This window comes from Breoghania sp. L-A4 (assembly GCF_003432385.1).
Lineage (GTDB): Bacteria > Pseudomonadota > Alphaproteobacteria > Rhizobiales > Stappiaceae > Breoghania.
In genome coordinates, this window is the sequence record NZ_CP031841.1 from 842,461 (window position 1) to 867,861 (window position 25,401).

Sequence of the window (25,401 nt, forward strand, 5' to 3'; positions counted from 1 at the left end):
CCCAGAACATGGAATGGCCTGGGAGTTGGGCGTGCGCGGTAGGGACAAGACAGCCGGCCAGTCGTGGCTGAACGAGATGCGGCTGTTGACCGCGAGCTTGCGAGTCCGCTTCATTCTTCTCGTCGTCAGCCTGTTTTGCGGGTTGACGATTGTGATGATCATGGCCGCCAGCTACCTCGATCTGCGCGACGAGGAAAAGAAGGCGCTGGACCGGGCATCCGCGGTTGCGGTGACGGTGAGCCGTCTGGCCGTTCCGCATCTGACCAACCATCATTATCTGATCCTCGAGCAGGAGCTCGAAAGCATCGTCGCCGATCCGCTGGTGCGCCACGTCCAGGTGTTCGATCCGGCGCGCAATATCTCGGTCGACGGCAACCCCGCCACCAGCTACTTCGACGCCTCCGAGATGCCCGCCGACATGGCGCGGGTTCTGGAAACCGGCAAGCAGACCTTCCGTCTGGCGGGCGACCTGATCGAGATCTCCGTGGCTATCCGGGCGCACGGCGGCGAGATTCTCGGCGCCGCCTTCATCGGCATTGTCCGGCCGGAAGCGGGGACGGTGATCTGGACGATCTGGCAGCGCAACGCGGTGATCGCGGTGTTCCTGCTGGCCATCGCCATGCCGATCACCTTCCATTTCGGCAACGGCTTTCTCAAACCGGTGCGGCACCTGACCCAGACCGCGCACCGCGTCAGCGCCGGCGACTTCGACGCGCCGTTTCCCGTCGACCGGCGCGACGAGATCGGCGTTCTCGCGCGGGCCTATCGCGACATGGTGCATCGGATCCGCGAGAACCTGGAACACATCCACTGGCTGGCTTTCGTCGATGACGTCACCAAGCTGTTCAACCGCGAGCGCTTCCGCCAGGAGCTTGAAGCGGCGATCACGGCCGCGGGACAGACCGGGGAGGCGCTCGCGGTGCTGTTCATCGATCTCGACCGGTTCAAGCGCGTCAATGACACCTACGGCCATGACGTCGGCGACCGATTGCTGCTGGAAATCGCCGGGCGCATCACACGTGAGCTGGGCATTGCGGACGGCCCCGTGCTGTCGGCGGGGCGATCCGGCGCGGTCCTGGCGACGGGCCGGCTTCCGGAGCAGCCCGTCGTGGCGCGGCTGGGTGGTGACGAGTTCGCGGTTCTGCTGCCCGGGCGCATACGCGTCTCCGCGGCGGGCGACTTTGCGGTCAATATCGTCCGCGCCGTGGCAGCGCCGATCGATATCGCGGGTGTCTCCATCGTGGTGGGCGCCTCGATCGGCATCGCGGCCTATCCCTCCGACGCCACGACCTGCACGGGCCTTTTGAAGAACGCCGATATCGCCATGTACCAGGCCAAGAACGGCGGCGGGTCAGGCTTCCGCTACTACGACGCGGAGTTCGACCGCATCGCGTCCGACCGGGTGCGCATGGAGGGCGAACTCCGCACCGCCATGGCGCACCACGAGTTCGAGCTCTACTATCAGCCGCAGATCGACGCGGCCGGCGGGACGGTGGTCGGGGTCGAGGCGCTGTTGCGCTGGCACCATCCGGTGCGGGGCGTGCTGGCGCCGGGCACCTTCATGGACATCGCCGAGGAAACGGGCCTGATTGTCGAGATCGGCGCATGGGTGCTGGAGACCGCATGCCGGCAGGGCGCGATATGGGCGCGCGCTGGCGGCAACCTGCGGGTTGCGGTCAATATTTCCCAGGCGCAGTTCCTCGCCGACGGTTTTGCCGAGACGGTTCTCGAGATCGTCGAGAGAACCGGGCTTCCGGCGCATCTGCTTGAGCTGGAACTGACCGAGTCCATGGCGATGGCGAATACGGAACTGGTGGCGCGCGCCGTCGACGCGATGCGCGGGGGCGGCATCCGCTTCGCCATCGATGATTTCGGAACCGGATATTCCAGCCTGGCGCATCTGACCCGGCTGCCGTTCGACGCCTTCAAGATCGACCGCACGTTCACCGCCGGCATTGGCGTCGACAAGAGCGCCATGGTCATCGTCCAGACGATTCTGGCGATGGCGCGCAGTCTTGGTTACGAGAGCGTGGCCGAGGGCGTGGAGACGCCGGAGCAGCTGGCGTTCGTCACCAGCCATGGCTGCCGCCACGTTCAGGGCTTCCTGTTCGGCAGGCCGATGACGGCGGAGGCGTTCGAGCTGTGGATGGCGCAACACGCCGCCAGGGAGCTGAGGGCCATCCTGGTGGCTGTAAAAGGCGGCGCGATGGCCAAAACGCTGGGCGACGTGTCCAACCTGGATGCGGTGTGCCCGCGCGCGGTGGCGTGATCGCGGCGGGTCGCCGATACCGGACTTAAGGGCCCTGCGTCATGCGGCCGGTTTGTCGCGCTTGCGCGGGCCGATTTCGGGAAAGTCCTGGTCCGTCAGCGTTTCCTTTTCCAGCAGCAGCCGGGCGCCCTTGTCCAGCGTGGCGCGACGCGCCTCGAGAATGCCGATGGCGTCCGCGAACGCCCGCTCGACGCGCGCGCGCACGGCCAGATCGATTTCCCGCGCCGTGTCCTCGGATATTTCCTTCTGTTCCATCATGGGCTGCCCGTAGGGGCTTTGCCGCGGCGTCGAATAGACCCGGTTGCCGAGCTCCGGGTCCATGCCGTAGCGGGCGATCATCTCGTGCGCGACCTCGGTCGCCTGCTGCAGATCGTCCGCCGCCCCGTCGAGATTTCGCCGATGGCGATGGTCTCCGCCGCCCGGCCGCCCATCAGGACCCGGAGCCGGTTCTCGAGATCCGTGACCGTCAGCAGGAAGCGGTCCTCAGTCGGCCGCTGCATGGTGTAGCCCAGCGCGCCGATGCCGCGCGGGATGATCGACACCTTGTGCACCGGATCGACGCCATCGAGGTTCGCGGCGACGAGCGCGTGCCCCATCTCGTGATAGGCGACGGTGCGTCTTTCGCGGTCCGACAGCACACGGCTTTTCTTCTCGATGCCGGCGACCACGCGTTCCACCGCCTGGGTGAAGTCGTCATCGGTCACCGCGCTGCCGCCGCGCCGGGTGGCGAGCAGCGCTGCCTCGTTGACGAGATTGGCGAGATCCGCACCCGAGAACCCCGCGGTGATCTGCGCCACCTTGTCCAGATCGAGATCGGGCGCGGCCTTGATCTTGCGGATGTGCACATCGAGGATCTGGCGGCGGCCGATCTTGTCTGGGCGGTCGACGAGCACCTGCCGGTCGAAGCGGCCGGCGCGCAACAGCGCGGGATCGAGGATTTCCGGCCGGTTGGTGGCGGCCAGCAGGATGATGCCGACGGAAGGGTCGAAGCCGTCGAGTTCCGACAGCAACTGATTGAGCGTCTGCTCCTTTTCGTCGCTGCCGCCCATTGAGACGGCCATGCGGGCACGGCCGAGCGCGTCCAACTCGTCGATGAAGATGATCGCAGGGGCCTGCTTGCGCGCCTGCTCGAACAGGTCGCGCACCCGGGCCGCGCCGACACCGACGAACATCTCGACGAACTCCGAGCCCGAAATCGAAAAGAAGGGTACGCCCGCCTCGCCGGCCACGGCGCGCGCCAGCAGGGTCTTGCCGGTGCCGGGAGGGCCGACAAGCAGGATGCCCTTTGGAATACGAGCCCCGAGGCGGCCATACTCCTCGCGGTTGCGCAGAAAGGCGACAACCTCCTGAAGCTCGCGCTTGGCCTCGTCGACGCCCGCCACATCCTTGAAGGTCACCTCGATGCCGGTCTCGACGAACACCTTGGCCTTGGACTTGCCGACGGTCATGAGGCCGCCGAGCCCCTGCTTTTCGGCGACGCGCCGGAAGACGAACATCCACAGGGCGAAAATCAGCGCCACCGGGACGATCCATGACAGCAGATCGCGCAGCAGCGTGGACTCCAGCGCGCCACGATAGGTGACGCCGTATTTCGTCAGCAGCTCCGCCAGATCCTTGTCGACCCGGGTGGTGACGAAATACTTGTGATCGGCTTCGGCGGCGTCCGTGAAGGCGCCCTCGATGGTGTTCTGCTTGACGGTGATGTCGCCGATCTTGCCCTGTTTGAGCAATTCCTCGAAGCGCGAATAGGGGATCTGCTCGATGGTGGTGTTGGCGATCCACCAGCTCTGGAACGTGAACAGCAGCATCAGGGCCGCAAATGCGTACCAGAGATTGAATTGGGTCTGCTTCGGCGTCATCGGCGGTATGTCCTTGGCGATGTGTCTTCGTCTGGGCCGTCCGCGCGTGATCATTCCGCCGCCGTGTGTCCCACTGGCATCAAGTATGCCCGCGTGCCGGCGCGCCGGCATTGATTTTTGTCAGGTGGGATCCGGACGGCAAGCGGCGCGGTCAGTTGCCGCCGCGGCTTGACGGTTTGGTCCGGTACGTGGAGGCGCTGGTGCTGGCCAGCAGGATCACCGGGATCAGGCCGACGAGCACGATGGCCAGCGCCGGCAAGGCGGCGTCCTCGAACACCTCCTGCGAGGCGGCGGTGTAGACCGTGGTCGACAGGGTCTCGAAGTTGAACGGCCTGAGCAGGATCGTTGCCGGCAGCTCCTTCATGCAGTCGACGAAGACCAGCAGGGCGGCGGACAGCATCACCGGCTTGATGATCGGCAGGTTGACCTCGGTCAGCGTGCGCAGCGGCGTGCGCCCCAGCGTGCGCGCGACCATGTCCAGATGCGGGCTGATCTTGCCGAAGCCGGATTCGATCGAGCCGTAGGAGACCGCGAGGAAGCGCGTGACATAGGCGTAGACGAGGGCGGCGCCCGATCCGGTCAGCATGAGGCCGGTGGCGATGCCGAACGCCTGGCGCGACAGCCCGTCGACCATGTTGTCGAAGGCGGCGAGCGGGATCAGGATGCCGACCGCCAGGATGGTCCCGGGCACCGCATAGCCGATGGACGCCAGCCGCGCAGCACCCTGCAGCAGCGGCGTGGGACGGATGCGCTGCGCATAGGCCAGCGTGACGCCGACCGCGACCGTGGCAATCGCCGCGATGGCTGCCAGCAGCAGGCTGTTGGTGATGGCCGAGAGGAAGTCCGGGTCCACAAGCTGTCCCAGGCGGCGGCTCGCGAAATCCGCCAGCAGCAGGGCGGGAAACACGAAGCCAAGCAGCACGGGCAGCGCGCAGGCGATGACGGCGAGCGCGGCGAGCGGCGGGCTGAGCCGATATCCGGGAAGCGGCCGGTAGCGGCTCGAGGTCAGATGGAAACGCTGGTGCCGGCGGGCGTAGCGCTCCGCCCACAGCAGCGCGAAGACCACCACCAGCATGGCGCAGGCCATCTGGGCGGCGCCGGGCAGGCTGCCGCGGTTCAGCCAGGTGTCGTAGACGGAGAAGGTCAGCGTCTGGACGCCGAAAAACTCCACCGCGCCGATGTCGTTGAGGCATTCCATCAGCGCCAGCGACACGCCCACGGCAACGGCCGGGCGCGCCAGCGGCAGCGCGACGCGGAAGAACAGGCGCAGCGGTCCCGCGCCGAGCGTGCGCGACACGTCCAGGATGCACGAGGACTGCATCATGAAGGTCGCTCGCGTGGTCAGGTACACGTAAGGATAGAGCACCAGCCCCATGACGATCGCCGCGCCGCCGAGCGAGCGGATTTCCGGAAACCAGTAGTCGCGCGAGGTGTGATAGCCAAACAGCGTGCGCAGCGCCGTCTGCACCGGTCCCGTGTAGTCGAGGATTTCGACGTAGGCATAGGCGATGATGTATGTGGGAACGCTGAGCGGCACCAGCAGCGCCCAGTCGAACAGCCGCCGTCCGGGAAAGCGGCACATGGTGACGAGCCAGGCGGTGCCGACGCCGATAATGCTCGTCATCGTGCCGACGCCGAGCATCAGCAGCGCCGTGGTTGCGATCGAGCGCGGCAGGACGGTGGAGATCAGATGCGGCCAGATATCGCCCGCCGGGCGCATCGCCAGGATCACCAGGGTGATGATCGGTGCGAGCACAAGCGCCGTGACCGCCCCGACCGCGATCAGCCATCCGAATTCGCCGCGCCCCTTCGCGCAGGGCACGCCGGTTTTCGTGTCGTTGTCCGGGGAGGCTGTTGCGAGCGTCATCTGGTTCCGATGATGATAAGAAGACGCCGCGCTTTCGGAATAAAAGCGCGGCGCTCGAGGTCTATTCGCTATATCGCAAAGGTGCCGGTTGCGTAAACGCCACCCGGCATGGCTGTCCCAGGCTCAGCTCGACGGGCCGTCGTTGAAGCCGACCTTGTCGACCAGCTCGCTGGCCGTCTTGCGGTGCTTGGCGATTTCGATCAGCGGCATCTCATCGGCTTTCAGCGCGCCCCAGGAGGCGACGCGGTCGCTCGGCGCCACACCGGGCTTCACCGGATATTCGAAGTTGACCTCGGCGTAGATGTGCTGGGCCTCGTCCGACGTCAGGAATTCCATCAGCTTGATGGCGTTTTCCTTGTTGGGCGCATGCTTGGTGAGCATCATCGCCGAGATGTTCACATGCGTGCCGCGGTCGTCCGCGTCGGGGAACAGGATGCGCACGGAATTGGCCCAGTCCTTCTGCTCCGGCTCTTTGTCGTTCGTCTGCATCTTGCCCATGTAGTAGGTGTTTCCGAGCGCGATGTCGCATTCGCCCGAAAAGATCGCCTGGACCTGGGCGCGGTCGTTGCCCGTGGGCTTGCGGGCGAGGTTTTCCTTCACCGCGGCGAGCCACTCCTCGGCCTTTTCCGCGCCTTCATGCGCGATGATCGAGGCGATCAGGCCGATGGTGTAGTCGTGCTGGCCGGACCGCGTGCAGATGCGGCCCTTCCACTTCGGATCGGCCAGCTCGGCGTAGGTGATGCTGTCCTGGGCCACGCGCTCCTTGGAGGCGTAGATGACGCGCGCGCGCGTCGTCAGGCCGAACCAGTTGCCTTCCGGATCGCGGTACTGGGGGGGATGTTGGCGTTGATCGCCGGGTCGTCGATCGGCTGGGTGATGCCGAGGTCCTTGGCGCCGTCCACGCGGCCGATATCGACGCTGAGCAGCAGGTCCGCCGGGGAGTTCTCGCCTTCCGCCTTGATGCGTTCGCCAAGACCCTTGGAGGCGTAGACGATGTTCGTCGCGATGCCGGTTTCCTTGGTGAAGGCGTCCAGCAGCGGCTCGATCAGATAGGGCTGCCGATAGGAATAGATATTGACCTCGCCATCGGCGAGCGCGGGGCTGCTCGAGGCGGTGCAGAGTGCGGCGAGGGCGACGAGGCCCGCGCCGGAGAACAGGGATACAGCGCGGCGCGCCGTGCACGGCTGGAATGTCATTTGTTTCTCCATCAGGCAGAGGTCAAGGCTCTGCCGTAAGGTTAGCTTTCTTGAATGTAACCATCATAATATTGCGCGCGGGTCGGCCGAATGCAAGATCGGGATATCAATTCCGCGTTATATTCCAATAGGTTAGAATTATTCCAAACTATAAGATGCAAGTATTAGCCGCGAGGGAGGACAAATCCGCGTTGCAATTCCGCCGGTTACCTCCACCGCGGTGCGCGGATGGGGCACATGCAGCGCGGCCCGCGTCGGATTGACGCGCCCCGCACGGCGGTCCCACTCACGCGGGCCGCGGCTATTCCGCCAGAACGCGCTGGGAGGGAAAGGTGATTTCCACCAGGGTTCCGTGCGCGGGCGTGGAGTCGATGGAGAAATGCGCCCTGTTGGCCTCCACCAGCGCCTTGGTCAGCGGCAGTCCCAGACCGGTGCCGCCGCCCAGCCTCGCGGTGTGCAATTGCCGGAACGGCTCCAGCGCCGCCTTGATGTCCTTGGCGGACATGCCGATGCCGGTATCGCGCACGCGCAGCACCACCACGCCGTTGGGCTCCAGCGCCGTGGACATGATGACCTGGCCGCCCGGCTGGTTGAACTTGATGGCGTTGGACAGCAGATTGAGCACGATCTGGCGCAAGGACCGCTGATCCGCGACGATGTTGGGCACCGACGCGGGCAAGCTGGTGCGGATGATGATCCGCTCGCGGTTGGCCTGCGGCTGCATCAGGGCGACGCAGTCGCTGATCAACTCGTTCACGGGCACCGCCTCGAAGCTGAGATCGAGCTTTCCGGCCTCCACCTTGGACAGATCCAGCAGGTCGTTGACCAGGCTCAGAAGATGCGAGCCGGAGTTGTGGATGTCGCTGAGGTAGTCCTTGTAGCGCTCGTTGCCGATGGCGCCGAATCGTTCCTCGATCATAACCTCCGAGAAGCCGATGATGGCGTTCAGCGGCGTGCGGATTTCGTGGCTGATCTTGGCCAGGAAGTCGGACTTCTGGGAGCTGGCGTTTTCCGCCTGTTTCTTGGCGCGGGTGAGTTCTTCCTCGGCCTTCTTCCACTGGGTGATGTCGCGCAACACGGCGCAGAACTTCGTGTCGTCGTCGGTGTCGCCGATGCGTCCCACGGTCATGAACAGCGGCGTCAATCCACCGCCCGGCACCTGTCCGATGACCTCGCGGCCATCGTTGAGCACGCTGGCCACGCCGTTGACCAGCAGCCCGTCAAGATAGTCCAGGGCGCCGCGATGGCTTTCCGGCGCCAGGAAATCGGTCAGCGACTTGCCGGTCATGTCCGCGTCGTCGACGCCGAAAAGCGCCTGCGCGGAGCGGCTGGCCTTGAGGATCCGGCCGTCGGTGGCGAGCACCAGAACGCCGTCCGTCGCAGTGTCCAGAATAGCGTCCATTTCGGCGACGCGGTCCTCGGCCCGCGCAAGCGCCGCCTTGGCTTCGTGCAATCGGTCGATGGCGGTTTCGCGCGAGGGGTCGCGCTTGTCGCGCAATGAGATCATCAGCGCCCGCGCGCCCTGCCAGGGCACGGAATGCATGTGCGCATCCACGGGCCGCAGGCTGCCGTCGGACAGTTGCACCCGCAGCGTCCGCTCGACTTCCTCATCGGGTCCCGCGACAGGGGGCCATTCCTCCGGCTCGGCGAAGATCGATTCCAGGCCGCCCGCTTCGGTGAGCGCGCCGAGATCGGCGTAACCGAGCAGGTTCATCAGCGTGTTGTTGGCATAGACCACGTCGCGGCCGCGCACGATGGCGACGCCGATGGGCAACCGGTCGAGCAGCCGGGGATGGATCGACACATCGTCGGCGCCGGAGACGCGGCTTTGCGTGACATCCGCCGACCGCGCGGTCGGGCGCGCGGCGATGGGCATGGGGATCGGCGCGTTGACGGGCCTCTCCGCGTCCGCCGCTGTTTCCACGGCTTCCTCGATGACGAGGACGTCCGCCGCCACTTTCTCTGCGGGAGCGACGACGGCATCGTCGGCCACCGTGCCGCCGGGCGCCGCATCGTCAGCCGACGGCTCATCTTGCGGCAGGTCTTGCGGGGGGACCGTGCCGGCCGTCGTCGCGAGGCCCTCGTCCGCATCGCTGGGCGCCGTCGGCCGCGGCGTCTTGCGGTTGGTGTCCTCGATCCGGTTGCCCAGGGCTTCGGCGATCTTGCGGAAGGCTTCCCGCTCGGGCTTGGTCAGCAGCGCTTCCGGCGCATTGGGCTGACGCTCGGCGAGGCGGATGACGGTTTCGGCAAAGCTCTCGCCGTTGCCGGTCGCGGCCGGGGTCTCATCCGCGGCGCCGCCCGACGGTTTGGCCGGCGCATTCTCGACCGGTGTCGCGCGCGGGTTCGCGGTCTTCTCTGCGGGGCGCACGAAGGGCAGCAGCGGCGTGACCTCGTGCAGGGCGTTGTCGGCGCCGAATGCGCCGCTCGCACCGAGCGGACGCGCTTCGGTCCCGGCAGGCTCGTCCTCGACGGTGATCGTCTCCCCGGTGAGCACTTCCGCGTCAATATCAACGCCCTCGACCGTGGCGAGGCTCTCGCCGGCCAGGCGCGGTTCGGGCGCTTCCTCCGGTTCCGGATCGACCGGCGCTTCCCAGACATCCGCGTTGGCCGCTTCCGGCAGACCGAAGGCCACGGGCTCCATCGTGTCGTTGTCCGCCTCGGAGGCCGATGTGTCGATGGAGGCAAACAGACCCGGATAGGCGGGCACGCTGATCAAGCCGCGGATGGCCGACGGCTGGTCGGCGAGATGCACGATGGTCGCTGTGGAGGCGCGCGGTTCGTCATTCGCCGCCGGGGCTTCCTCTGTGGCGCCGTCCGTGTCCGGCGCATCGCCCTGCCGCTCCGCAGGCGTGTCACTGGCCCCGGATGCCTCGATGTCCGCAGTTTCGGCGGCCTCGGGCTCAGCGGTTTCGGGCTCAGCAATCTCGGGCTCAGCGGCCTCAGCAGGCTCAGTCTGTGCGGTCCCGGTCACAAGAGCTGCCGCCGCAAGCGTTTCGGTGTCCGTGGTCTCGACGGCTTCAACCGGGATGCGGGGGCCATCGAGGTCGGAGTCCGGGGCCGCGATCGCCGGCGTTGCGGCGATCAAGGATGCGATGGCCACCGGTTCGTCCGTCGGAGTTTCGGGCGTCGCGGCCACATCTGGCGCGGAGTCCGATGCGGCGCCAGCCTCGGCAGCATGCGTCTCGGCGTCTGTAACGGTGTTCACCGTGTCGTCCGGTTCAGACGGATCCGGCGTGGGCACGTCGGAGATGACGGCCGCTTCCTGCGACGCCATCGGCATGGCGTCGCCCGGACGGCAGACGCCAAAGCCGCGATAGCCTTCGAACACGCGGTTGCGGTCGAACGCCGGCAGGGCGGCGAGATCGACGGGAACGGCGATCGGATTGTCGGTGACGGGCCAGTCGACGGTCAGTCCGCTCCAGGTGTCGCGGCGCTCAAGCGACTTGGCGATGCGTCCGTCGGCGTCGATTCCAAGCCGGTCGGCGACCTCGCTCCATGTCTGGCCGACGATGTCCGTGGAGACGCCGCCCAGGACCTGCGCGAGCTCAGGCGACACCGAGGTGAAGCGTCGTTCGGCGTCCATCTGCCACACGAAGCGCACCGGCGGCGTGTAGCCGGGAAAGACAAAGCGGTCGCTGGCGGCGGCCTCAGCCTCAGCCTCAGCCTCAGTTTCAGTTTCAGTTTCAGTTTCAGTTTCAGTTTCAGTTTCAGTTTCAGTTTCAGTTTCAGTTTCAGTTTCAGTTTCAGTCTTGCCGTCGTCGATACCGGTGGCCATGGCGTCGACGGGCGTATCGCCGGTCTCCGGAGCGGTCGTGTCGGATACGTCGGAGGGGTCTTGGGCGATGGCGACGGTCTCTTGTTCGGACATGCTGCTCCCGGTCGCGTCCACATGCGGGACGTCCGCGTCAGGCGCGGTGTCATCGTGCGGCATGGCGGCCTCGGCGGTCTCGAGGGCGCCATCGTGCGTGTCATCTGCGTCGTGCTGGATTGCGTCGCTCTCAACGGTCTCGTGCATCTCGCCGGACGCCGCGAGCAAATCGTCTGCGATAGCTTCGGGCGCAGCCTCGGGTTCCCCGGGACCGGAAACCGGCGTCTCTTGCTCTTCAACCCCGGCTGCTGCAACCGCAAGCCCCTGTGGCTCAGAACCGTCCGTCCCGGTCTCGTCCGTTTCGGTTTCCGCGGCTTCGGACGTCTCGGATGTCTCGCCGGCAGCGCCGGAGAACTCATCGAAGTCGGTGACGCCGTTCCGCAACGCGCCATTGATGAGCGGCGCACGCTCGCTTTCCACGGCCCGCTCATCCTCGTCCTGGAGCGCCTTTTTCGCGGCCATGACCTCGGCGACGATCTTTTCGTCGAGAGATGTCTGCGACCGCGACGCAGCCGGCGCGCCGTTCTCGTTGGCGCTGCCTTCCGTGACCACGGGCGTGACCGCGGGCTCATTGGCTTGCACCAGCCGACGCCAAGGGAAGAAGTTTTTCGGAAACCGCGAGGTTGCCACGGTTCGCGCGGCGCGGCGCGGCGCGTCCTCCGCCGGCTGTTCCGCAGCGATCTGCTCCGCGGCTTCGGTTTCCGACGCCTGTTTCGCGGCCACAGCCTCGGCCAGGCTCGGCCGTGCCCTCGGCTCTGATTCCGCCGCGTCATCCATTTCCGAAGGGGTATCAGCGGAGGAGATGCCGGGCGTGGCGGATTCGCCCTGCGCGGCTTCGATCCGCGCGGTTTCGGCCGCCTCACCGGGACCATCGTCCCCGGCTGCGTCCCGGTGGCGTCGTCGATGGGCGCGTCGAGCGCAGCGGCGGCCGTGTCTGTGGCCGGCAGCGGTTGGGTGCTGACCAGCAGCAGGAAATCGGCGCCGGCACCGTCGCCCAGATGGGCGATGCGCGCGGCATGGCGCGCGCCGTCGATCTCGGCGCTCGCGTCCATGGCGCCGCCGTCCTCGGAGTCCGCGTCGGGCACGATGCTGGTCGGTCGCGGCGGGGCAAGCGCTCCGGCCTTGGCGATGACGCCGCCCTCGCCCGCGTCCGCGGAGCCGATCAGGAATGCGGCGGTGGTGTCGGAGGCGAGCAGGCCGCAAAGCGCCTGCAGCGGCGCATCGGACGCCGTGCTGGCGGCATCGATGGCGACGATCAGGGCGGCATCCCCGCCATCGGGCAGGCTGAGGCGGCGGCCGAGCGTCGTCACCACGACCATGTTGGGGCCGAGATAGAAGCGCAGGCGGCCGATGGCGTCGCGGTCGGACGCGCCGCTGGCGGCGATGCGCTGAAGGTGGGCGCGGGCGGGAGCGGAATCGGGCAGGGGCCGCTTCAGCAGCGTGTCCATCGACGCGGCGCGGAAGAATTGCGCGCCGGCGGCGTTGGACCACAGAATCGTGCGGCCGTCGCCCGACCACACCCAGGCCGGACGTGCATCGCCCAGAAGCGGAGCAACCGCATCCAGGGTGCAAATATCGAGATAGACACGGTTGTGTCCGTCCATGGTGTGTCGAACTCCGCTGCAAATACGTCCGAACCGATAACGCGGCCGTCCGGAGCCCCGTTGCATACGCTTAATAGCTTGTTAATATCTTGAATGGGCCACATCGTCCACGAACGGATGGCAGATTAGCCTTGCTCGTTTGTCGATTGGTTAATTGGGACATCCGAATTTTCTGCAATCCGAAGCTTGTCTGTCTCGGTCTCGCGACACATCTCTAGCGCGGCAACTGGTTCCATTTCATGGCGGATCGTTCCGCGCAAGGCTGGTGTTCGCGCACCGCCGCGCCTCGCGACCGTCAAGACCGGTGCGCCGCGAGATGCCGGTTTCCGGTTCGGCGTCGGATCCGCGGGCATGCGCTGCGCGCTCGCACTGTCGCACAAATGTCTGGTAGACTGCGTACAACACGCGGAACAGGCGGGGGTTGCGGCGGTCCACCAGGACGCTGGAATGGCAACTCTAGCATATTGATTCCGATGATGTTTTTTTCGCGTTTGGCGCGATGATCCCGTGCTAGAATGGCACCCGTTGAAACAGTTGAGGAGAGCCAAATGGCTGGCACAACGCCCCCGTTCGAAATTCCGGAGCAGATGCGCGACTTCGCCGACAAGAGCGTCGATCAGGCGCGCAAGGCCTTCGATTCGTTCATCGAGGCCTCGCAAAAGGCCGTGAGCACCATGGACGGCTCGACCAACGCGGTGCAGAGCGGCGCCCGCGACATGAACAAGAAGGCGCTGGATTATGCCGAAGAGCATATCGGCGCGGCCTTCGCGCTGGCCCAGAACATCGTGCGCGCCAACGATGTGCAGGAAATCATGAAACTGCAGAGCGAGTTTCTCAAGTCGCAGATGGAAATCCTGGGCGAGCAGGCCCGCGAGTTCAGCGAAACCGCGACCAAGGCGGCCAGCGATGCGACCAAGCCGGCCTCGAAGAGCTGAGTCGCGAACGGCTCCCTGCGAAGAAGCGGCCCGGACCCGGGCCGCTTGACCCTCCCGCGTCGCTCCGGCGGACGTCACACGGATTGCCAGATTGTCCGCTACATTGCCGCGGCTCAGGGCGGGATCGATGCGGACCACGGTGAGAAGCGGTCGCATTCCGCCGTTATCTATTTGATTTTTGTGCACTGCAATAAAGTTGTTGCAATGCAATATATATGTGCTATCTTCCCGGTATTGGAATTCAGGCCGATTGCGGCCGACGCGCGCTCCGAAGGGGCGCCCGGTCAGGAGGCGCAGGGCGGACGCACCGCCGCGCTGGACACTGGCCGGTTATCGAGTGCTGGAGCCTTCTACCCCGGAACATCCGGTCCGGAGCCTTCAGCCTTTCCATTGGAGATGACATTATGACCACCGCGAAGACCGAGACGAAGACCACCGCCGCTCCGAAGACCCGCGCCAAGAAGACTGGCGAATCGACGTCGGGCGCCGAATTTTCGGCATTCACTCTGCCCAAGATGGACATGCCGACGATGGAAGTTCCCGCCGCCGTCCGCGAGATCGCGGAAAAGGGCGTCGAGCAGTTCCGTGAGGCCTATGACCGCATGCGTTCGGCGGCCGAAGAGTCGACCGACCTCATCGAGGACAGCTACGAGACCAGCCGCCAGGGCATGGTCGAGTTGAACCTGCGCGCGCTCGAAGCCGCCAAGTCGAACACCGATGCGGCCTACTCGTTCATGCGCGACATGTTCGGCGTGAAGACGCTGTCGCAGGCGATCGAGCTGCAGACGTCTTATGCGCGCAAGCAGTTCGAGGCGCTTTCCGGCCAGACCAAGGACATTCAGGAACTCGCCGCGAAGATGGCAAGCGACGCCGGCGAGCCGGTCAAGGACGCCGTCGAGAAGATGTTCAAGGACATCAAGGCCGCCTGATCGCCTGGCGCGGACCGCGCAAGGCAACGAAATCAACCGGCACGCCCGGGCCTTTGGCCGCGGGCGTGTCTGCTTTTTGGGTTCAATTTCGATTTTTCTCCGGTGGGCTGTGCATACCGGTCTTACCCCTTGAAATCGGAATCGTTTCTCCATAATGTCCGCCCACTTCCGGGCCGCCTTAGCTCAGTTGGTTAGAGCGCTAGATTGTGGATCTAGAGGTCCCCGTTCAATTCGGGGAGGCGGTACCATTTCCTTCAGACAAGATCCTCCTTCGGGACCCTGACGCCGGGCCGGAAGGCGCGCGGCCGGATCTTGCGCCCCGTCCCGATTCCTGTTCGGGCCCGATCCCTGTTTCGGATGGAGGCGCTGAACCAGTTGACGCAACGGGTGTCCTCCCGGCGCCCCGTTCCCACTCAAAACTTCGGACCGTCATGACCCAGCCCCGTCCGCCGCTCACTCTCGCCGGTATGGCGCTGGGCGCGCGTCTGGCGTCGCCGCTGCTGCCCGGCGTCATCACCTATGCGGCGGCGCTTGGCGCTTTCGCCGCGCTCAAGGGGCTGTCGCTGGCCGAAATCACCTTGATGAACGTGATGGTCTATGCCGGCGCGTCGCAATTCGTGGCGCTGGAAGTCTGGAGCGAACCGCTCGGCCTGCCGCTGATCGTGACGATGGTCGGCGTGGCGGCGGCGGTGAACCTGCGCATGATCCTCATTGGCGCCAGCCTGCGGCCGTGGTTCTCGGCGTTGCCCGTGTGGCAGGTCTATCCCGCGCTGGGCATTGTCACCGATCCGGGCTGGCTGCTGTCGATGCGCTATCATGCCGGGGGCGGGCGCGATTGGGGGATCTATCTCGGATCCGCGGCGCTGTTGTATGCCGCCTGGGTGCTGGGCACGATTCCCGGCCACGTGCTGGGCGCGCTGGTCGCCCATCCCGAGGCCTGGGGGCTCGATCTGGTGATGCCGGCGTTTTTCACGGCCTTGCTGGTGCCATTGTGGAAGGGGCGGGCACAGGCCGCGCCCTGGGGCGTCGCCGCCGTGGTGTCGGTCGTCGTGTGGCAATTGGCCGGCGGCTACTGGTTCATCATCGCCGGAGCGCTTGCCGGTGCGCTGGTGGGGGCCTTCGCCGATGAACGGTAACGTGCTTTCCGTCGACATGGCGGCGCTCGCCGCTTTCGCGGCCATGGGGCTGGTGACCTTCTCGATGCGCGCGGGCGGCTACTGGCTGATGGGGCGCCTGCCGATGACGGACCGGCTGCGGCGCGGACTTCAGGCGCTGCCCGGCGCACTGATCGTCGCGACCATCGTGCCTGTGGCTCTGCAAAAGGGAATCCCCGCCTCGATCTGCATGCTCGTCACCGCGCTTGCGATGGCGATCGTCCGCCGCGATCTCGTGGCCGTCATCGCTGGCCTTGCGGCCGCCGCCCTGTTGCGGCATTTCGGATTTTAGCGGGAACGGGCCTATTCGGGGTTTTTCTCCGGATCCCGATGGGCGGCCCGAATGTCCGCGCGCGCCGGATTCGGCACACGGGCGGGTTGCGCCCGCAGCGCCCTGAGATCCTCCTCAACTGCATCGCGCGTCGTCTCAGGCCCGCCGGCGGCGTCGATGCGCGTCCAGCTGATGGCGCCAAGGCGGTAGCCCAACTGGTGCTTGACCACCGAGACATCGGCATCGGACGCATCGCCATGGCGTCCGGCGACGCGTTCAAACAGCGTCGTGGGCTGCGCTTCCAGCCAGTAGCCGCGAAACTCCGCCGAGGCGGCCCGGGCGACGGCGGCGATCGCATCGCGCGCCGCGGGATGGGCGAACACGGAATCCGCGATCACGCTGTGCCCGGCGGCAAGCGCGGCGCGGGCCTTCTCCGCAACCCGCGAATAGACCTCCCCGGACACCTGCTGGCTGTAGGCCTCCGGCGGCAGCGCGTCGGTCGGATCAAGCCCGAACATGATCTTGCGCTCCTCATCGGACCGCAGGACGATCGCGCCGGGCGGGTGGCCCAGGTCCGGCGCGATGGCGTGCGCGAGCGTGGTCTTTCCGGTCCCCGACAGGCCCCCTATGGCGATCAGAACGGGTGTGGCGGGCTCCAGGTAACGTTCGCCGAACTCGAAGTGCCGGACAGCTTCGGCGCGCGCGGCGCGCCGGGCGTCGCCCTCGATATGGGCAAGCCGCGCCGCCGTGACCTTCGAGCGGATCGCCGCCCGCATCATCAGATAAAAGGGAAGCGCGCCCATATCCTCAAGATCCGAGATCTTGTGCGTGACAAGCAGGTAATGATTGAGCAGCAGGTTCGCGTTGCGCCGGTGGCCGCGGTCCCACAGGTCCATCAGCACGAAGGCGAGATCGTAAAGCACGTCGCCGGTGGCCACCCGGTCGTCGAATTCGATGGCGTCGAACAGAACCGGTTTTCCGTCGATCAGCACGATGTTGCCCAGATGCCCATCGCCGTGACAGCGGCGGATGAAGCCCATCCGTCCGCGCTGCCGCAGCAACGGCTTGATCCGCGCATGGATCGCATGCGCCTCGGCGCTGAGCATGCGCACGCGATTCGGCTCGTACAGGTCCGGCTCGGCCAGGAACGCGGTCTTGTTCTGACAGATGTAGTCTTCCAGATCGTCGATCCACGGTTCCGCCGGCATGCGTGGCGCGCGGGCGTGCGCCTGCGCAAACGTCTCCGCAAGCGCGATGACCATGCTGTCATCCAGCGGACCGGACTCCGCGACGTGGTCCAGGGTCATCGTTTCATCGAAGCGGCGCATGCGCACCAGCCACTCGACCGGTTCTCCAGCGCCGCCGATGGCCAGCCGGCCGTCGTCTTCGCGCGTCACCGGCACCACGCCGCGATAGATCGTCGGCGCATTGTCCTTGTTCACGGCGATTTCCGTCTCGCACGCCTTTTTGCGCTTCTCCAGTGTCGAATAGTCGAGAAACGGGAATGTCACCGCGCGCTTGAGCTTCAGCGCGCTTGAGCCCGCGAGAAACACCACGGACGCGTGGGTGTCGATGCGTGTGACGGGGCCGTCCGCGCCGTGGGTCGCGGGTTCGGCAAGCAGCTCAAGAACCTCGGTTTGCGAGTCGGAACGGGGCAATGTTTTGAGGCCTTCCGGGGCTTGTCGTGAAATCGCAACTGAGGGATTGGCCATGCAGTGTGGCGGGTCGATGGCCTGTCGGCGTTGACATTAGTCAATGTCCGCCCGGCCAGTTCTGTCAGTCTGCGCAAGGCCATGTTGCCGCCAACAAGTTCCCGCAGCATTGGGAAAGTGCAGAACGGTCCGTCGGATTCGGATGCCGTGGCGATCGGGCATCGCACCGGCGGCAATGAGACGGCGGTAACCCGACCGAAGTGTGTCAACGGGCCCGGCATCACACTCGGTCCGGCACTCCGACCGGCCCGGACATCCAGTATGCCCGATAGCCCAATACGCCTGGTGTGCCCGAATGCCTGGCATCAACGAATGGTTGAGGAGACCACCCATTATGAGCGCAACGCTGGGGCTGAAGAAGATCCGCCTGAATCTGGCCCGCACCCATGAGTATCCCAACGGCTCGAGCCGGCACGGCTACGAGTTCGCCGCGCCGTTGTCCGACGATGGCCACATTGACGCTGCCGCCTGGAAGAAGGTGCGCGATCATTGCCGGGTGCGCCGCTTCTGGGCGACGAGGAGGAGGATATTGGCCATCTCATGCATCGGCCGGGCGGTTCGTGGGCATTCCACTACGACATCGGCGGCGATGAGGACGATGAGGCCGGATACCGTTTCGCGTCCCACGCGTTCAGGCCCGGCGAATATGTGTCGATCCGTGACGAGGACGGCGAACTGCATCCCTTTCAGGTTGTTACGGTGCAGGACGCCTGAATTCCCGTGGGGAAACTCTGGAATTGCTCGGCCGTGGGACCTGTAACCTTTCCCTTTGACCCTCGTCAAAGTTACAAGGGGGCGGGCCGTGTATCCTTCTTGAGAAATGGCGAATGTGTTGTGCTCGCCATGGTAATAGGAGGTAATTGCGATGCGTTCAGTAATTCCCACTCTGTGGGGTGGAGAGGACAAGCCGTTTTCATCTCTTCACAAGGAAATCGACCGCTTGTTCGACGATTTCACGAAACGCGGCCTGCCCGGCGCCGAGATGTTCGGAGGCAAGATGCCGGCCATCGAAGTCACGGAAACCGATGGTGGCGTGGATGTCACCGCTGAACTGCCGGGCGTCGCCGAGTCCGATATCGACGTCTCGATCAACGACCACTACCTGACGATCAAGGGTGAGAAGAAGCAGGAAAAGGAAACCAAGGACAAGGATGTCCACGTCAGCGAGCGCAGCTACGGCGCGTTTCGCCGCACCATTTCCCTGCCGTTCGAACCCGACAGCGACAAGGTTCAGGCGGATTTCGACAAGGGCGTGCTGAGCGTTCACATTCCCAAGCCGGCCGAAGTGGCGCAGAAGGAAAAGAAGATCAAGATCGGCAAGAGTTGAACCGCGTCCCGCGCGACGGTTTGCGACTATGCCGCCATCCTTGAAGGTCGCACCTCCCGGTGCGGCCTTTTTTGCGCTGGCGGGCTGCGCCCAACGTCCTATGATCGCGCCGGATTCGAATGGCCGTATTGGCGGTGCCCGCGTGGCCGGGTTTTGTTTTGCATAGAGAGATGACAATGGCGATGACGGCGCGCAGTGGCGGCAAGCTGGTGGTCGAGGCGCTGGAAGCGCAGGGCGCGGAGCGGGTTTTCTGTGTTCCGGGCGAGAGCTATCTCGCCGTGCTCGACGGGCTGCATGACGCGTCGATCCCGGTCACCGTCTGCCGCCAGGAAGGCGGCGCCGCGATGATGGCGGAAGCCTGGGGCAAGATGACCAACCGTCCCGGCATCTGCATGGTCACGCGCGGGCCCGGCGCGACGAACGCCGCGGCCGGGGTGCACATCGCCCAGCAGGATTCCACGCCGATGATCCTGTTCATCGGGCAGATCGACCGCGGCATGCGCGGCCGCGACGCCTTCCAGGAAGTCGACTACGTGCAGATGTTCGGCCGCATCGCCAAATGGGTGGCCGAGATCGAGACGCCCGACCGCATCCCGGAAATGATCTCCCGGGCCTATCACGTGGCCTGTTCGGGCCGGCCGGGTCCCGTGGTGCTTGCCCTTCCCGAGGACATGCTGATCGCGACCGCCGACGTGGCGCCGCCCGGGTATGTGAACGCGGTGGAAGGCTATCCCGGGCTCACCCAGATGGCGGATCTTCAGAAGCGCCTCTGGGCGGCGAAAAATCCCTTCGTCGTCCTGGGCGGCGGCGGCTGGTCGCAGGCCGCGGTCGATCGGGTGCGCCGCTTCGCCGAACGCTTCGATCTGCCGGTCGGCTGTTCCTTCCGCCGCCAGATGCTGTTCGATCACGAGCACCCCAACTACGCGGGCGACATCGGCCTGGGCATCAATCCCAAGCTGGTGAAACGGGTGCGCGAGGCGGATCTGCTGCTGCTCATCGGCGCCCGCATGTCCGAGGTGCCGAGCCAATCCTACGACCTGCTGGGCATTCCGGATCCCGGAACCAGTCTTGTGCACGTGCATCCCGGCGCGGAGGAACTCGGACGCGTCTACCGTCCCGATCTGGCGATCCAGGCGGGCGCGGAAGGGTTCACCGCGGCGCTCGAGGGACTGCAGCCGCCCGCGCAGATTAGCTGGGCCGGGCGCGCGACGGACGCACATGCGGACTATCTCGCCTGGACGGACACGCCGCCACAGACGCCGGGCGACTTGCAGATGGGGGGCGTGATGACGTTCCTGCGCGGGGCGCTGGATGATGATGCGATCATGACCAACGGGGCGGGCAATTACGCCACGTGGCTGCACCGGTTCCACCGCTTTCGCCGCCACGGCACGCAGCTTGCGCCCACCAGCGGCTCGATGGGCTATGGGCTGCCCGCCGCCATCGCGGCGAAGCTCAAGCATCCCGGCCGCACGGTGGTGTGTTTCGCGGGAGACGGCTGCATCCAGATGACGATGCAGGAACTGGGCACGGCCGCGCAGGAGGGTGCCGCGATCATTGTCGTGCTGGTCGACAACGGCATGTATGGCACCATCCGCATGCACCAGGAGAAGACCTATCCGGGCCGTGTCTCCGCGACGAAGCTGGACAACCCTGATTTCGCGGCGCTGGCGCGCGCCTATGGGATGCATGCTTCCACCGTGCGGGAAACCGAGGCGTTCGGTCCGGCATTCGAACAGGCGAAGGCGAGCGGCAAGCCGGCGCTGCTGCACCTGCTGCTGGACCCTGAGGCCATCACGCCCGCAGCCTCTTTGAGCCAGTTGCGCGACGCCGCCTTGAGCAATGCTTAACCGTGATCTGTCCCGAGGCTTGCACGCCAATTGTTGATTAAACTATTGTCATATATATCGATGCGGCGCCCACGCATAGGGTGTCCGTACAAGAATCGCCTCTGTTGCGCGCGCCGGGCACGACGCCTTTCTGCCGCGGCTTGACAGGGCATCGTGCCTGTGTGCGCGGTCGCTTCGCGGCATGCGGGCTCGAGGGGGAAGGGGACGCAATGGAGTCAATTCTGGTTTTGGAATCCGGCTGGCGGCCCGGATTGATAGGCCGCATCATCGAGATGCATGCACGGTATTTCGCGCGGAGCTGGAACTTCCAGCAGGGTTTCGAAGCACGGTTGGCGCAGGATCTGGGAACGTTTTTCGAATCCTTCAATCCGCAGCGCGACTTCGTTCTGGCTGCCCTTGAGGACGACCGGATTTCCGGATCGATCGTTATCGACAGCGGCGATGTGCGCGGGACGGAGAACCAGGCCGAATTGCGGTGGTTCATCGTCGATTCGCCGGGCCGGGGCGTTGGCCGCAGGATGCTGGCCGCCGCGATGGACCACGTCGATCGGGCAGGTTTCGCAAGCTGCCGCCTGTCGACATTTCAGGACCCCGAAGAGGCCCGCAGGCTCTATGAGGAGTTCGATTTCCGATTGGTCGGCGAGCACCAAACGGACTTCTGCGGCGCGGAACGACCCTGTCGGGAGTATCTCAGGACGCCGTCTTGACGGATTTGGCCGCGGTCTTGCCGGCCTCGGGGGCCGCCGCGGAGACGGGCAGGGTGACGGTCACGACCGTTTCGTCGCCGGGCGTGGAGTGAATGGAAAAGCCCAGCGTCTTGCACATTTCCAGCATCGTGGTGTTTTCCTTCAAGACCTCGCCCGTGATCGTCTCGATGCCGTCGGCCGCCGCATAGCGGATGATCAGATTCATCAGCGCCCAGCCCAAGCCCTTACCTTTCAGGGATGACTGCACCAGAATCGCGTATTCGCCGCTTTTGTGATCGGGGTCGGCATGCAGCCGGACAGCGCCCAGAAGCTCGCCGTCCGGCGTGTCGAAGGCCGCGAACGCCATCGCGCGGGAATAGTCGAGCTGGGTGAGCCGCGCGAGGAAGGCGTGGCTGAAATCGCGCACCGGGGCGAAGAAGCGCAGCCGCAGGTCCTCGGCACTGACCTTCTCAAAAAAGGCCTTGAAGAGGTTTTCATCCTCGGAACGCACCGGTCGCACGAAGACATGCGACCCGTCCTTCAGGTCCAGCGTCTGCTCCCATTCCTTCGGGTAGGGCCGGATCGCCAGGCGGGAGTTGGCCAGCCGGCCCGGAACGGCGGCGGGGCGCGCGACATTGATGCGGACGTCCTGAACCAGCACGCCGTTGATGTCGACGCGGAACGGGTTGAGGTCCATCTCGCGGATCTCGGGGATATCCACCGCGATCTGCGACAGCTTGACCAGGGTGAGGGCGACCATTTCCGCCTTCGCCCGGTTCTTCGGGTCGCGGTACAGACCCGAGACGCGAGTGCGCTCGAACAGCGCGCGGGCCAGATTGAGATCCAGCGGCGCCAGATCCAGCGCGAAATCGCCAGTGACCTCGACAGCCTCGCCGCCCTGACCGGTGACGATGATCGGGCCGAACACCGGATCGTCGGCGAGACCCGCGAAGAGGTCCGTGCCGGGCCGCTTGGACGCCGTGGGCTGCACGATGACGCCCGTCAGCGTCGCGTCGGGATGGGTCTTGGCATAGTGATCGAGCAGCTTCTGCGCCGCGTCGCGCACCGCTTCTTCGCTGCGCAGTCCGACCACGATGCCATCGGTCTCCGGGGCGAACGGCAGGTCCGGCGAGGAAATCTTGACCGTGCAGTCGTCGGTGGACTGGAACAGAATCCGCGCCGCTTCCATGGCTTCCTCCGCGGTGGAGGCGAGGATCGTATCCACACAGGCAATCCCGTAGGCGGCCAGCACGTCATAGCATTCCGTCGGCGTCAGCCACGCGCGTTTCGCGGCCAGCGCCTGCGCGACGATGGCGCGCACCTTGCCGGGCTCGGGCGTGAAGTCGCTCTGCACGCTGGGCGGGTTGGCCATCAACTGCTTCTTGGCCTCCGCGTATCGCGCGAGATACATGAAGGCGCGCACAGCTTCCGCGGGCGAACGCGAACACGGCACTCCCGCCGCTTCCAGGATGCGCCGGGCCTGGGCGTCGCTGGTGATCATCGCGCCGAGCACCGCCTTGCGCTGCAGCGGCCGCATATGCGCGGTCTGCGCCGCCTTGGCGATCGATTTCGCGGTGGTGGTGATGGGCGCAAGCGCTGTCGGGGCGGCGACGATCAGCACCCCGTCCACCGCGCGATCCGCGAGCAGCGCCGCGATGACCGTCTCATAGGCGTCACCGGTTGCGGCACTGCTCAGCACGACCGGATTGCTCGCCTGTCCCTCACCGGCGACACAGGCTTCGATGGTTTCCAGGGTCTCCTTGCCGGGCGCCGCCAGCAGACCCTCCTGCGCGCGCAGCGCGTCGGCCGTCATCGTGGCCAGCGCCAGTCCGTTGGAGACGATCGCCAGCCGCCGGCCGGTGGTCGGCCGCAGCCGGGTGATGGTTTCCACCGCGTCGAACATCTCGTCGAGTCCGTCGACACGCAGCATGCCGGCGCGCCGGAACACGGCTTCGTAGACGGCGTCCACATTGGCGAGCCGGCCGGCGTGCGTCTGGCCCAATCCGTGGGTGTCCGTGCTTGTGCCGGAGCGAATGACGACGATGGGCTTGGTGCGGGCCACGGCGCGGGCGGCGGAGAGGAATTTGCGGGCGTTGGCGATCGCCTCCATATGCACCAGCACGGCGGTCGTGGCGGTGTCGGCGGCGAACCAGTCGAGCAGGTCGGCGGCGTCCACATCGACGCGTTCACCCAAGGAGACCATATGCGAGAAGCCGACGCCGTGGCCGGAGGCCCAGGCAAGCGTGGCGTTGATGATGGCGCCCGAGCGCGCCACCAGCGCCAGGTTGCCGGCGGGCGCCGCGCTCACGGCGAGATGTGCCTGAAGCGTATGGTCGGGCGAGGCGACGCCAATGCTGCCCGGTCCGACGAGGCGCAACGTGGTGGGCTGTGCCGCCTTGAGGACGGCGGTGAGCACATCTTGCGGCCAGGTCTCGTATTCGCCGGAAATCAGCAGCGCGGCGCGGGTGCCGCCGGCGCCGAGTTGCGCGATCAATTCGGCCGCCGGTTCCGGACCGCAAACCAGGATGGCCAGATCAGGCATCCGTTTGAGATCGGACAGCGATGCTTGCGTCTGGAAGGCGCCATGCGCATCCTCGCCAAAGCCCACAAGGGTGACCGGAGCCAGATAACCGCTGTCCGCGATGCGGTCGAGCAGGCATGTCAGCGCGGCCTTGCCGATGGTATTGGGCCCGACAAGGGCAATGGAGGTCGGCCGCAGCAGGCCGTCCAGATTCCGGATCGTCATCGGTTCCCGGCTCCGTTGGCCAGCGGTTGCAGCGCGTCGCGCTCACGTCGGAAGAGAGGGAACGCACGTCCGAACCAGTATCATGCTCGCTTGATGAAAACTATCAAGTCGTCAAACAGATGAGGGTTGACGCGGACCCCCTCGCGGCGGCGGGCCCGCGCCGGTTCCCATTATCCGAAAACGAAACAGGGGCGCGCCGTTGCGGGCGCGCCCCTGGATGCTTGTCTTGCGCCGCGTTCGATCGCGCGGCGCGGTCTGGCTCAATGCGCCATCAACACCGGCACGGTCATCGAGGTCAGCATGCTGCGGGTCACGCCGCCGAGCACGAATTCGCGCATCCGGCTGTGGCCGTATCCGCCCATAACCACAAGGTTCACCGCATTGTCGGAGATGAAGTTCAACAGCGCGTCGGCGACCTTCGTCTGCGGCCTGCTGATGGTTTCGATGGTCACCTGCAGCCCGTGCCGGCTGAGATAGGTCGCAAGATCCGCACCCGGCTCCCCGGCGCGCGCCTGTCCCTTGTCGACGATCACCACGCTGACCTTCTTGGCCAGTTTGAGCACCGGCAACGCCGCGTGCACGGCGCGCATGGCGGTGCGGCTGCCGTCCCAGGCGATCATCACGTGATCGGTGGAAAATGACGGCGTGCCGATATACGGCACCAGCATCACCGGCACGCCGCTCTCGAACATCGCGGCTTCGATCAGCATCTCGCGCATCGGTTCGCTGACCTTGCCATCGTCCTGCCCCATGATGATGAGGTCCGAAATCCGCGCCTGGGCGATGAACGGATCGGCGGCGCCGCCGGAAACGATGTTGGCGGTGCGGGCCTCCCAATGGACGCCGGCGCGTTTGGCCGATTCCTTGAAAGTCTCCAGCGCGCTGCTCGCCGCCTCCATCGCTTGCTCGCGGGCCACATCCAGATAGTTGGACGGCATCGGCGCGGAAATGAAGCCGGGGATGACCGGATCGAAGGCCAGCGCGAGGCCGGTCACATGCGCATCCGTCGTCTGCGCCAGCTCCAGCGCCACCTTGATGGCGTGGCGCGGACCGTTCAGATCCACCAGCGTGATGATGTCTTTCAATGCCATTGTCGTCTCCACCCTCTCTTGAAGCGGCCCGCAATCG

15 protein-coding genes, 1 tRNA gene and 3 pseudogenes are annotated in these 25,401 nt (G+C 65.8%); 12 read left to right on the forward strand and 7 right to left on the reverse strand.

Translation table 11 applies throughout. The features are described 5' to 3' along the window. The first annotated feature begins 31 nt into the window (after positions 1–31). Positions 32–2,269 (forward strand): GGDEF domain-containing protein, encoded by a 2,238-nt coding sequence (locus tag D1F64_RS03960; protein ID WP_162901271.1) that lies wholly within the window; start codon positions 32–34, stop codon positions 2,267–2,269. Positions 2,270–2,308: 39 nt separating this feature from the next. Here the strand turns inward: D1F64_RS03960 and ftsH are convergent. The 4 genes and pseudogenes from ftsH to D1F64_RS24225 all read right to left on the reverse strand — a co-directional run bounded on the left by ftsH (position 2,309) and on the right by D1F64_RS24225 (position 11,836). Then, positions 2,309–4,077 (reverse strand): annotated as a pseudogene (gene ftsH, locus D1F64_RS03965) (ATP-dependent zinc metalloprotease FtsH). A gap of 202 nt (positions 4,078–4,279) precedes the next feature. Continuing rightward, positions 4,280–5,995, reverse strand: coding sequence for an iron ABC transporter permease (locus D1F64_RS03970; protein WP_117411361.1), 1,716 nt, complete (start codon positions 5,993–5,995; stop codon positions 4,280–4,282). 123 nt (positions 5,996–6,118) lie between these two features. Then, positions 6,119–7,191, reverse strand: a pseudogene (locus tag D1F64_RS03975) (Fe(3+) ABC transporter substrate-binding protein). A gap of 301 nt (positions 7,192–7,492) precedes the next feature. Beyond that, entirely contained in the window at positions 7,493–11,836 is a 4,344-nt protein-coding gene (locus tag D1F64_RS24225) for an ATP-binding protein (protein WP_248304610.1), read from the reverse strand. Positions 11,837–12,009: 173 nt separating this feature from the next. Between D1F64_RS24225 and D1F64_RS03985 the strand changes: the two genes are divergently transcribed. The 7 genes from D1F64_RS03985 to D1F64_RS04015 all read left to right on the forward strand — a co-directional run bounded on the left by D1F64_RS03985 (position 12,010) and on the right by D1F64_RS04015 (position 15,973). Further along, complete coding sequence (locus tag D1F64_RS03985; protein WP_162901272.1) at positions 12,010–12,756, forward strand: hypothetical protein; 747 nt, start codon at positions 12,010–12,012, stop codon at positions 12,754–12,756. 455 nt (positions 12,757–13,211) lie between these two features. Beyond that, a complete protein-coding gene (locus D1F64_RS03995) occupies positions 13,212–13,598 on the forward strand; it encodes a phasin (protein WP_117411364.1) in 387 nt (128 codons plus the stop codon). Positions 13,599–13,643: 45 nt separating this feature from the next. Then, the gene (locus D1F64_RS23050) at positions 13,644–14,006 is read left to right on the forward strand and encodes a hypothetical protein (protein WP_162901273.1); all 363 of its coding nucleotides are present in this window, start codon (positions 13,644–13,646) and stop codon (positions 14,004–14,006) included. After that, positions 14,003–14,527 carry a phasin gene (locus D1F64_RS04000; protein ID WP_117411365.1) on the forward strand — a complete coding sequence of 175 codons (525 nt, stop codon included), beginning with the start codon at positions 14,003–14,005 and terminating at the stop codon, positions 14,525–14,527. Before D1F64_RS23050 ends, D1F64_RS04000 begins: the two co-directional genes overlap by 4 nt. A 172-nt stretch (positions 14,528–14,699) precedes the next feature. Next, positions 14,700–14,775, forward strand: a tRNA-His gene (locus tag D1F64_RS04005). Positions 14,776–14,958: 183 nt separating this feature from the next. Then, complete coding sequence (locus D1F64_RS04010) at positions 14,959–15,663, forward strand: AzlC family ABC transporter permease (protein WP_205470646.1); 705 nt, start codon at positions 14,959–14,961, stop codon at positions 15,661–15,663. Beyond that, positions 15,653–15,973, forward strand: a complete 321-nt coding sequence (locus D1F64_RS04015; protein WP_205470647.1) for an AzlD domain-containing protein — start codon at positions 15,653–15,655, stop codon at positions 15,971–15,973. Before D1F64_RS04010 ends, D1F64_RS04015 begins: the two co-directional genes overlap by 11 nt. A gap of 11 nt (positions 15,974–15,984) precedes the next feature. On the opposite strand, the gene D1F64_RS04020 is transcribed toward D1F64_RS04015, so the two are convergent. Further along, the gene (locus tag D1F64_RS04020; protein ID WP_248304611.1) at positions 15,985–17,610 is read right to left on the reverse strand and encodes an AAA family ATPase; all 1,626 of its coding nucleotides are present in this window, start codon (positions 17,608–17,610) and stop codon (positions 15,985–15,987) included. Positions 17,611–17,998: 388 nt separating this feature from the next. Here D1F64_RS04020 and D1F64_RS04025 point away from each other — a divergent pair. The 4 genes and pseudogenes from D1F64_RS04025 to D1F64_RS04040 all read left to right on the forward strand — a co-directional run bounded on the left by D1F64_RS04025 (position 17,999) and on the right by D1F64_RS04040 (position 21,548). Then, positions 17,999–18,378, forward strand: a pseudogene (locus tag D1F64_RS04025) (hypothetical protein). Positions 18,379–18,529: 151 nt separating this feature from the next. After that, positions 18,530–18,991 carry an Hsp20/alpha crystallin family protein gene (locus D1F64_RS04030; RefSeq protein ID WP_117411368.1) on the forward strand — a complete coding sequence of 154 codons (462 nt, stop codon included), beginning with the start codon at positions 18,530–18,532 and terminating at the stop codon, positions 18,989–18,991. Positions 18,992–19,173: 182 nt separating this feature from the next. Continuing rightward, positions 19,174–20,841, forward strand: a complete 1,668-nt coding sequence (locus D1F64_RS04035) for a thiamine pyrophosphate-binding protein (protein WP_205470757.1) — start codon at positions 19,174–19,176, stop codon at positions 20,839–20,841. Positions 20,842–20,945: 104 nt separating this feature from the next. Then, complete coding sequence (locus tag D1F64_RS04040) at positions 20,946–21,548, forward strand: GNAT family N-acetyltransferase (RefSeq protein WP_162901274.1); 603 nt, start codon at positions 20,946–20,948, stop codon at positions 21,546–21,548. Here D1F64_RS04040 and D1F64_RS04045 read toward each other — a convergent pair. Together D1F64_RS04045 and D1F64_RS04050 are read right to left on the reverse strand one after the other, a co-directional pair. Then, positions 21,532–24,273, reverse strand: coding sequence for a GNAT family N-acetyltransferase (locus D1F64_RS04045; protein WP_117411371.1), 2,742 nt, complete (start codon positions 24,271–24,273; stop codon positions 21,532–21,534). The genes D1F64_RS04040 and D1F64_RS04045 overlap by 17 nt on opposite strands. Before the next feature lie 260 nt (positions 24,274–24,533). Beyond that, positions 24,534–25,364, reverse strand: coding sequence for a universal stress protein (locus tag D1F64_RS04050; RefSeq protein ID WP_117411372.1), 831 nt, complete (start codon positions 25,362–25,364; stop codon positions 24,534–24,536). Positions 25,365–25,401 lie beyond the last annotated feature (37 nt).

Bases quoted from the DNA above. Each gene is read 5' to 3' on its own strand.
- D1F64_RS03970 (WP_117411361.1), bottom strand. From the start codon at position 5,995: ATGACGCTCGCAACAGCCTCCCCGGACAACGACACGAAAACCGGCGTG.
- D1F64_RS24225 (WP_248304610.1), bottom strand. From the start codon at position 11,836: ATGGATGACGCGGCGGAATCAGAGCCGAGGGCACGGCCGAGCCTGGCC.
- D1F64_RS03995 (WP_117411364.1), top strand. From the start codon at position 13,212: ATGGCTGGCACAACGCCCCCGTTCGAAATTCCGGAGCAGATGCGCGAC.
- D1F64_RS04000 (WP_117411365.1), top strand. From the start codon at position 14,003: ATGACCACCGCGAAGACCGAGACGAAGACCACCGCCGCTCCGAAGACC.
- D1F64_RS04010 (WP_205470646.1), top strand. From the start codon at position 14,959: ATGACCCAGCCCCGTCCGCCGCTCACTCTCGCCGGTATGGCGCTGGGC.
- D1F64_RS04015 (WP_205470647.1), top strand. From the start codon at position 15,653: ATGAACGGTAACGTGCTTTCCGTCGACATGGCGGCGCTCGCCGCTTTC.
- D1F64_RS04030 (WP_117411368.1), top strand. From the start codon at position 18,530: ATGCGTTCAGTAATTCCCACTCTGTGGGGTGGAGAGGACAAGCCGTTT.
- D1F64_RS04035 (WP_205470757.1), top strand. From the start codon at position 19,174: ATGACGGCGCGCAGTGGCGGCAAGCTGGTGGTCGAGGCGCTGGAAGCG.
- D1F64_RS04045 (WP_117411371.1), bottom strand. From the start codon at position 24,273: ATGACGATCCGGAATCTGGACGGCCTGCTGCGGCCGACCTCCATTGCC.
- D1F64_RS04050 (WP_117411372.1), bottom strand. From the start codon at position 25,364: ATGGCATTGAAAGACATCATCACGCTGGTGGATCTGAACGGTCCGCGC.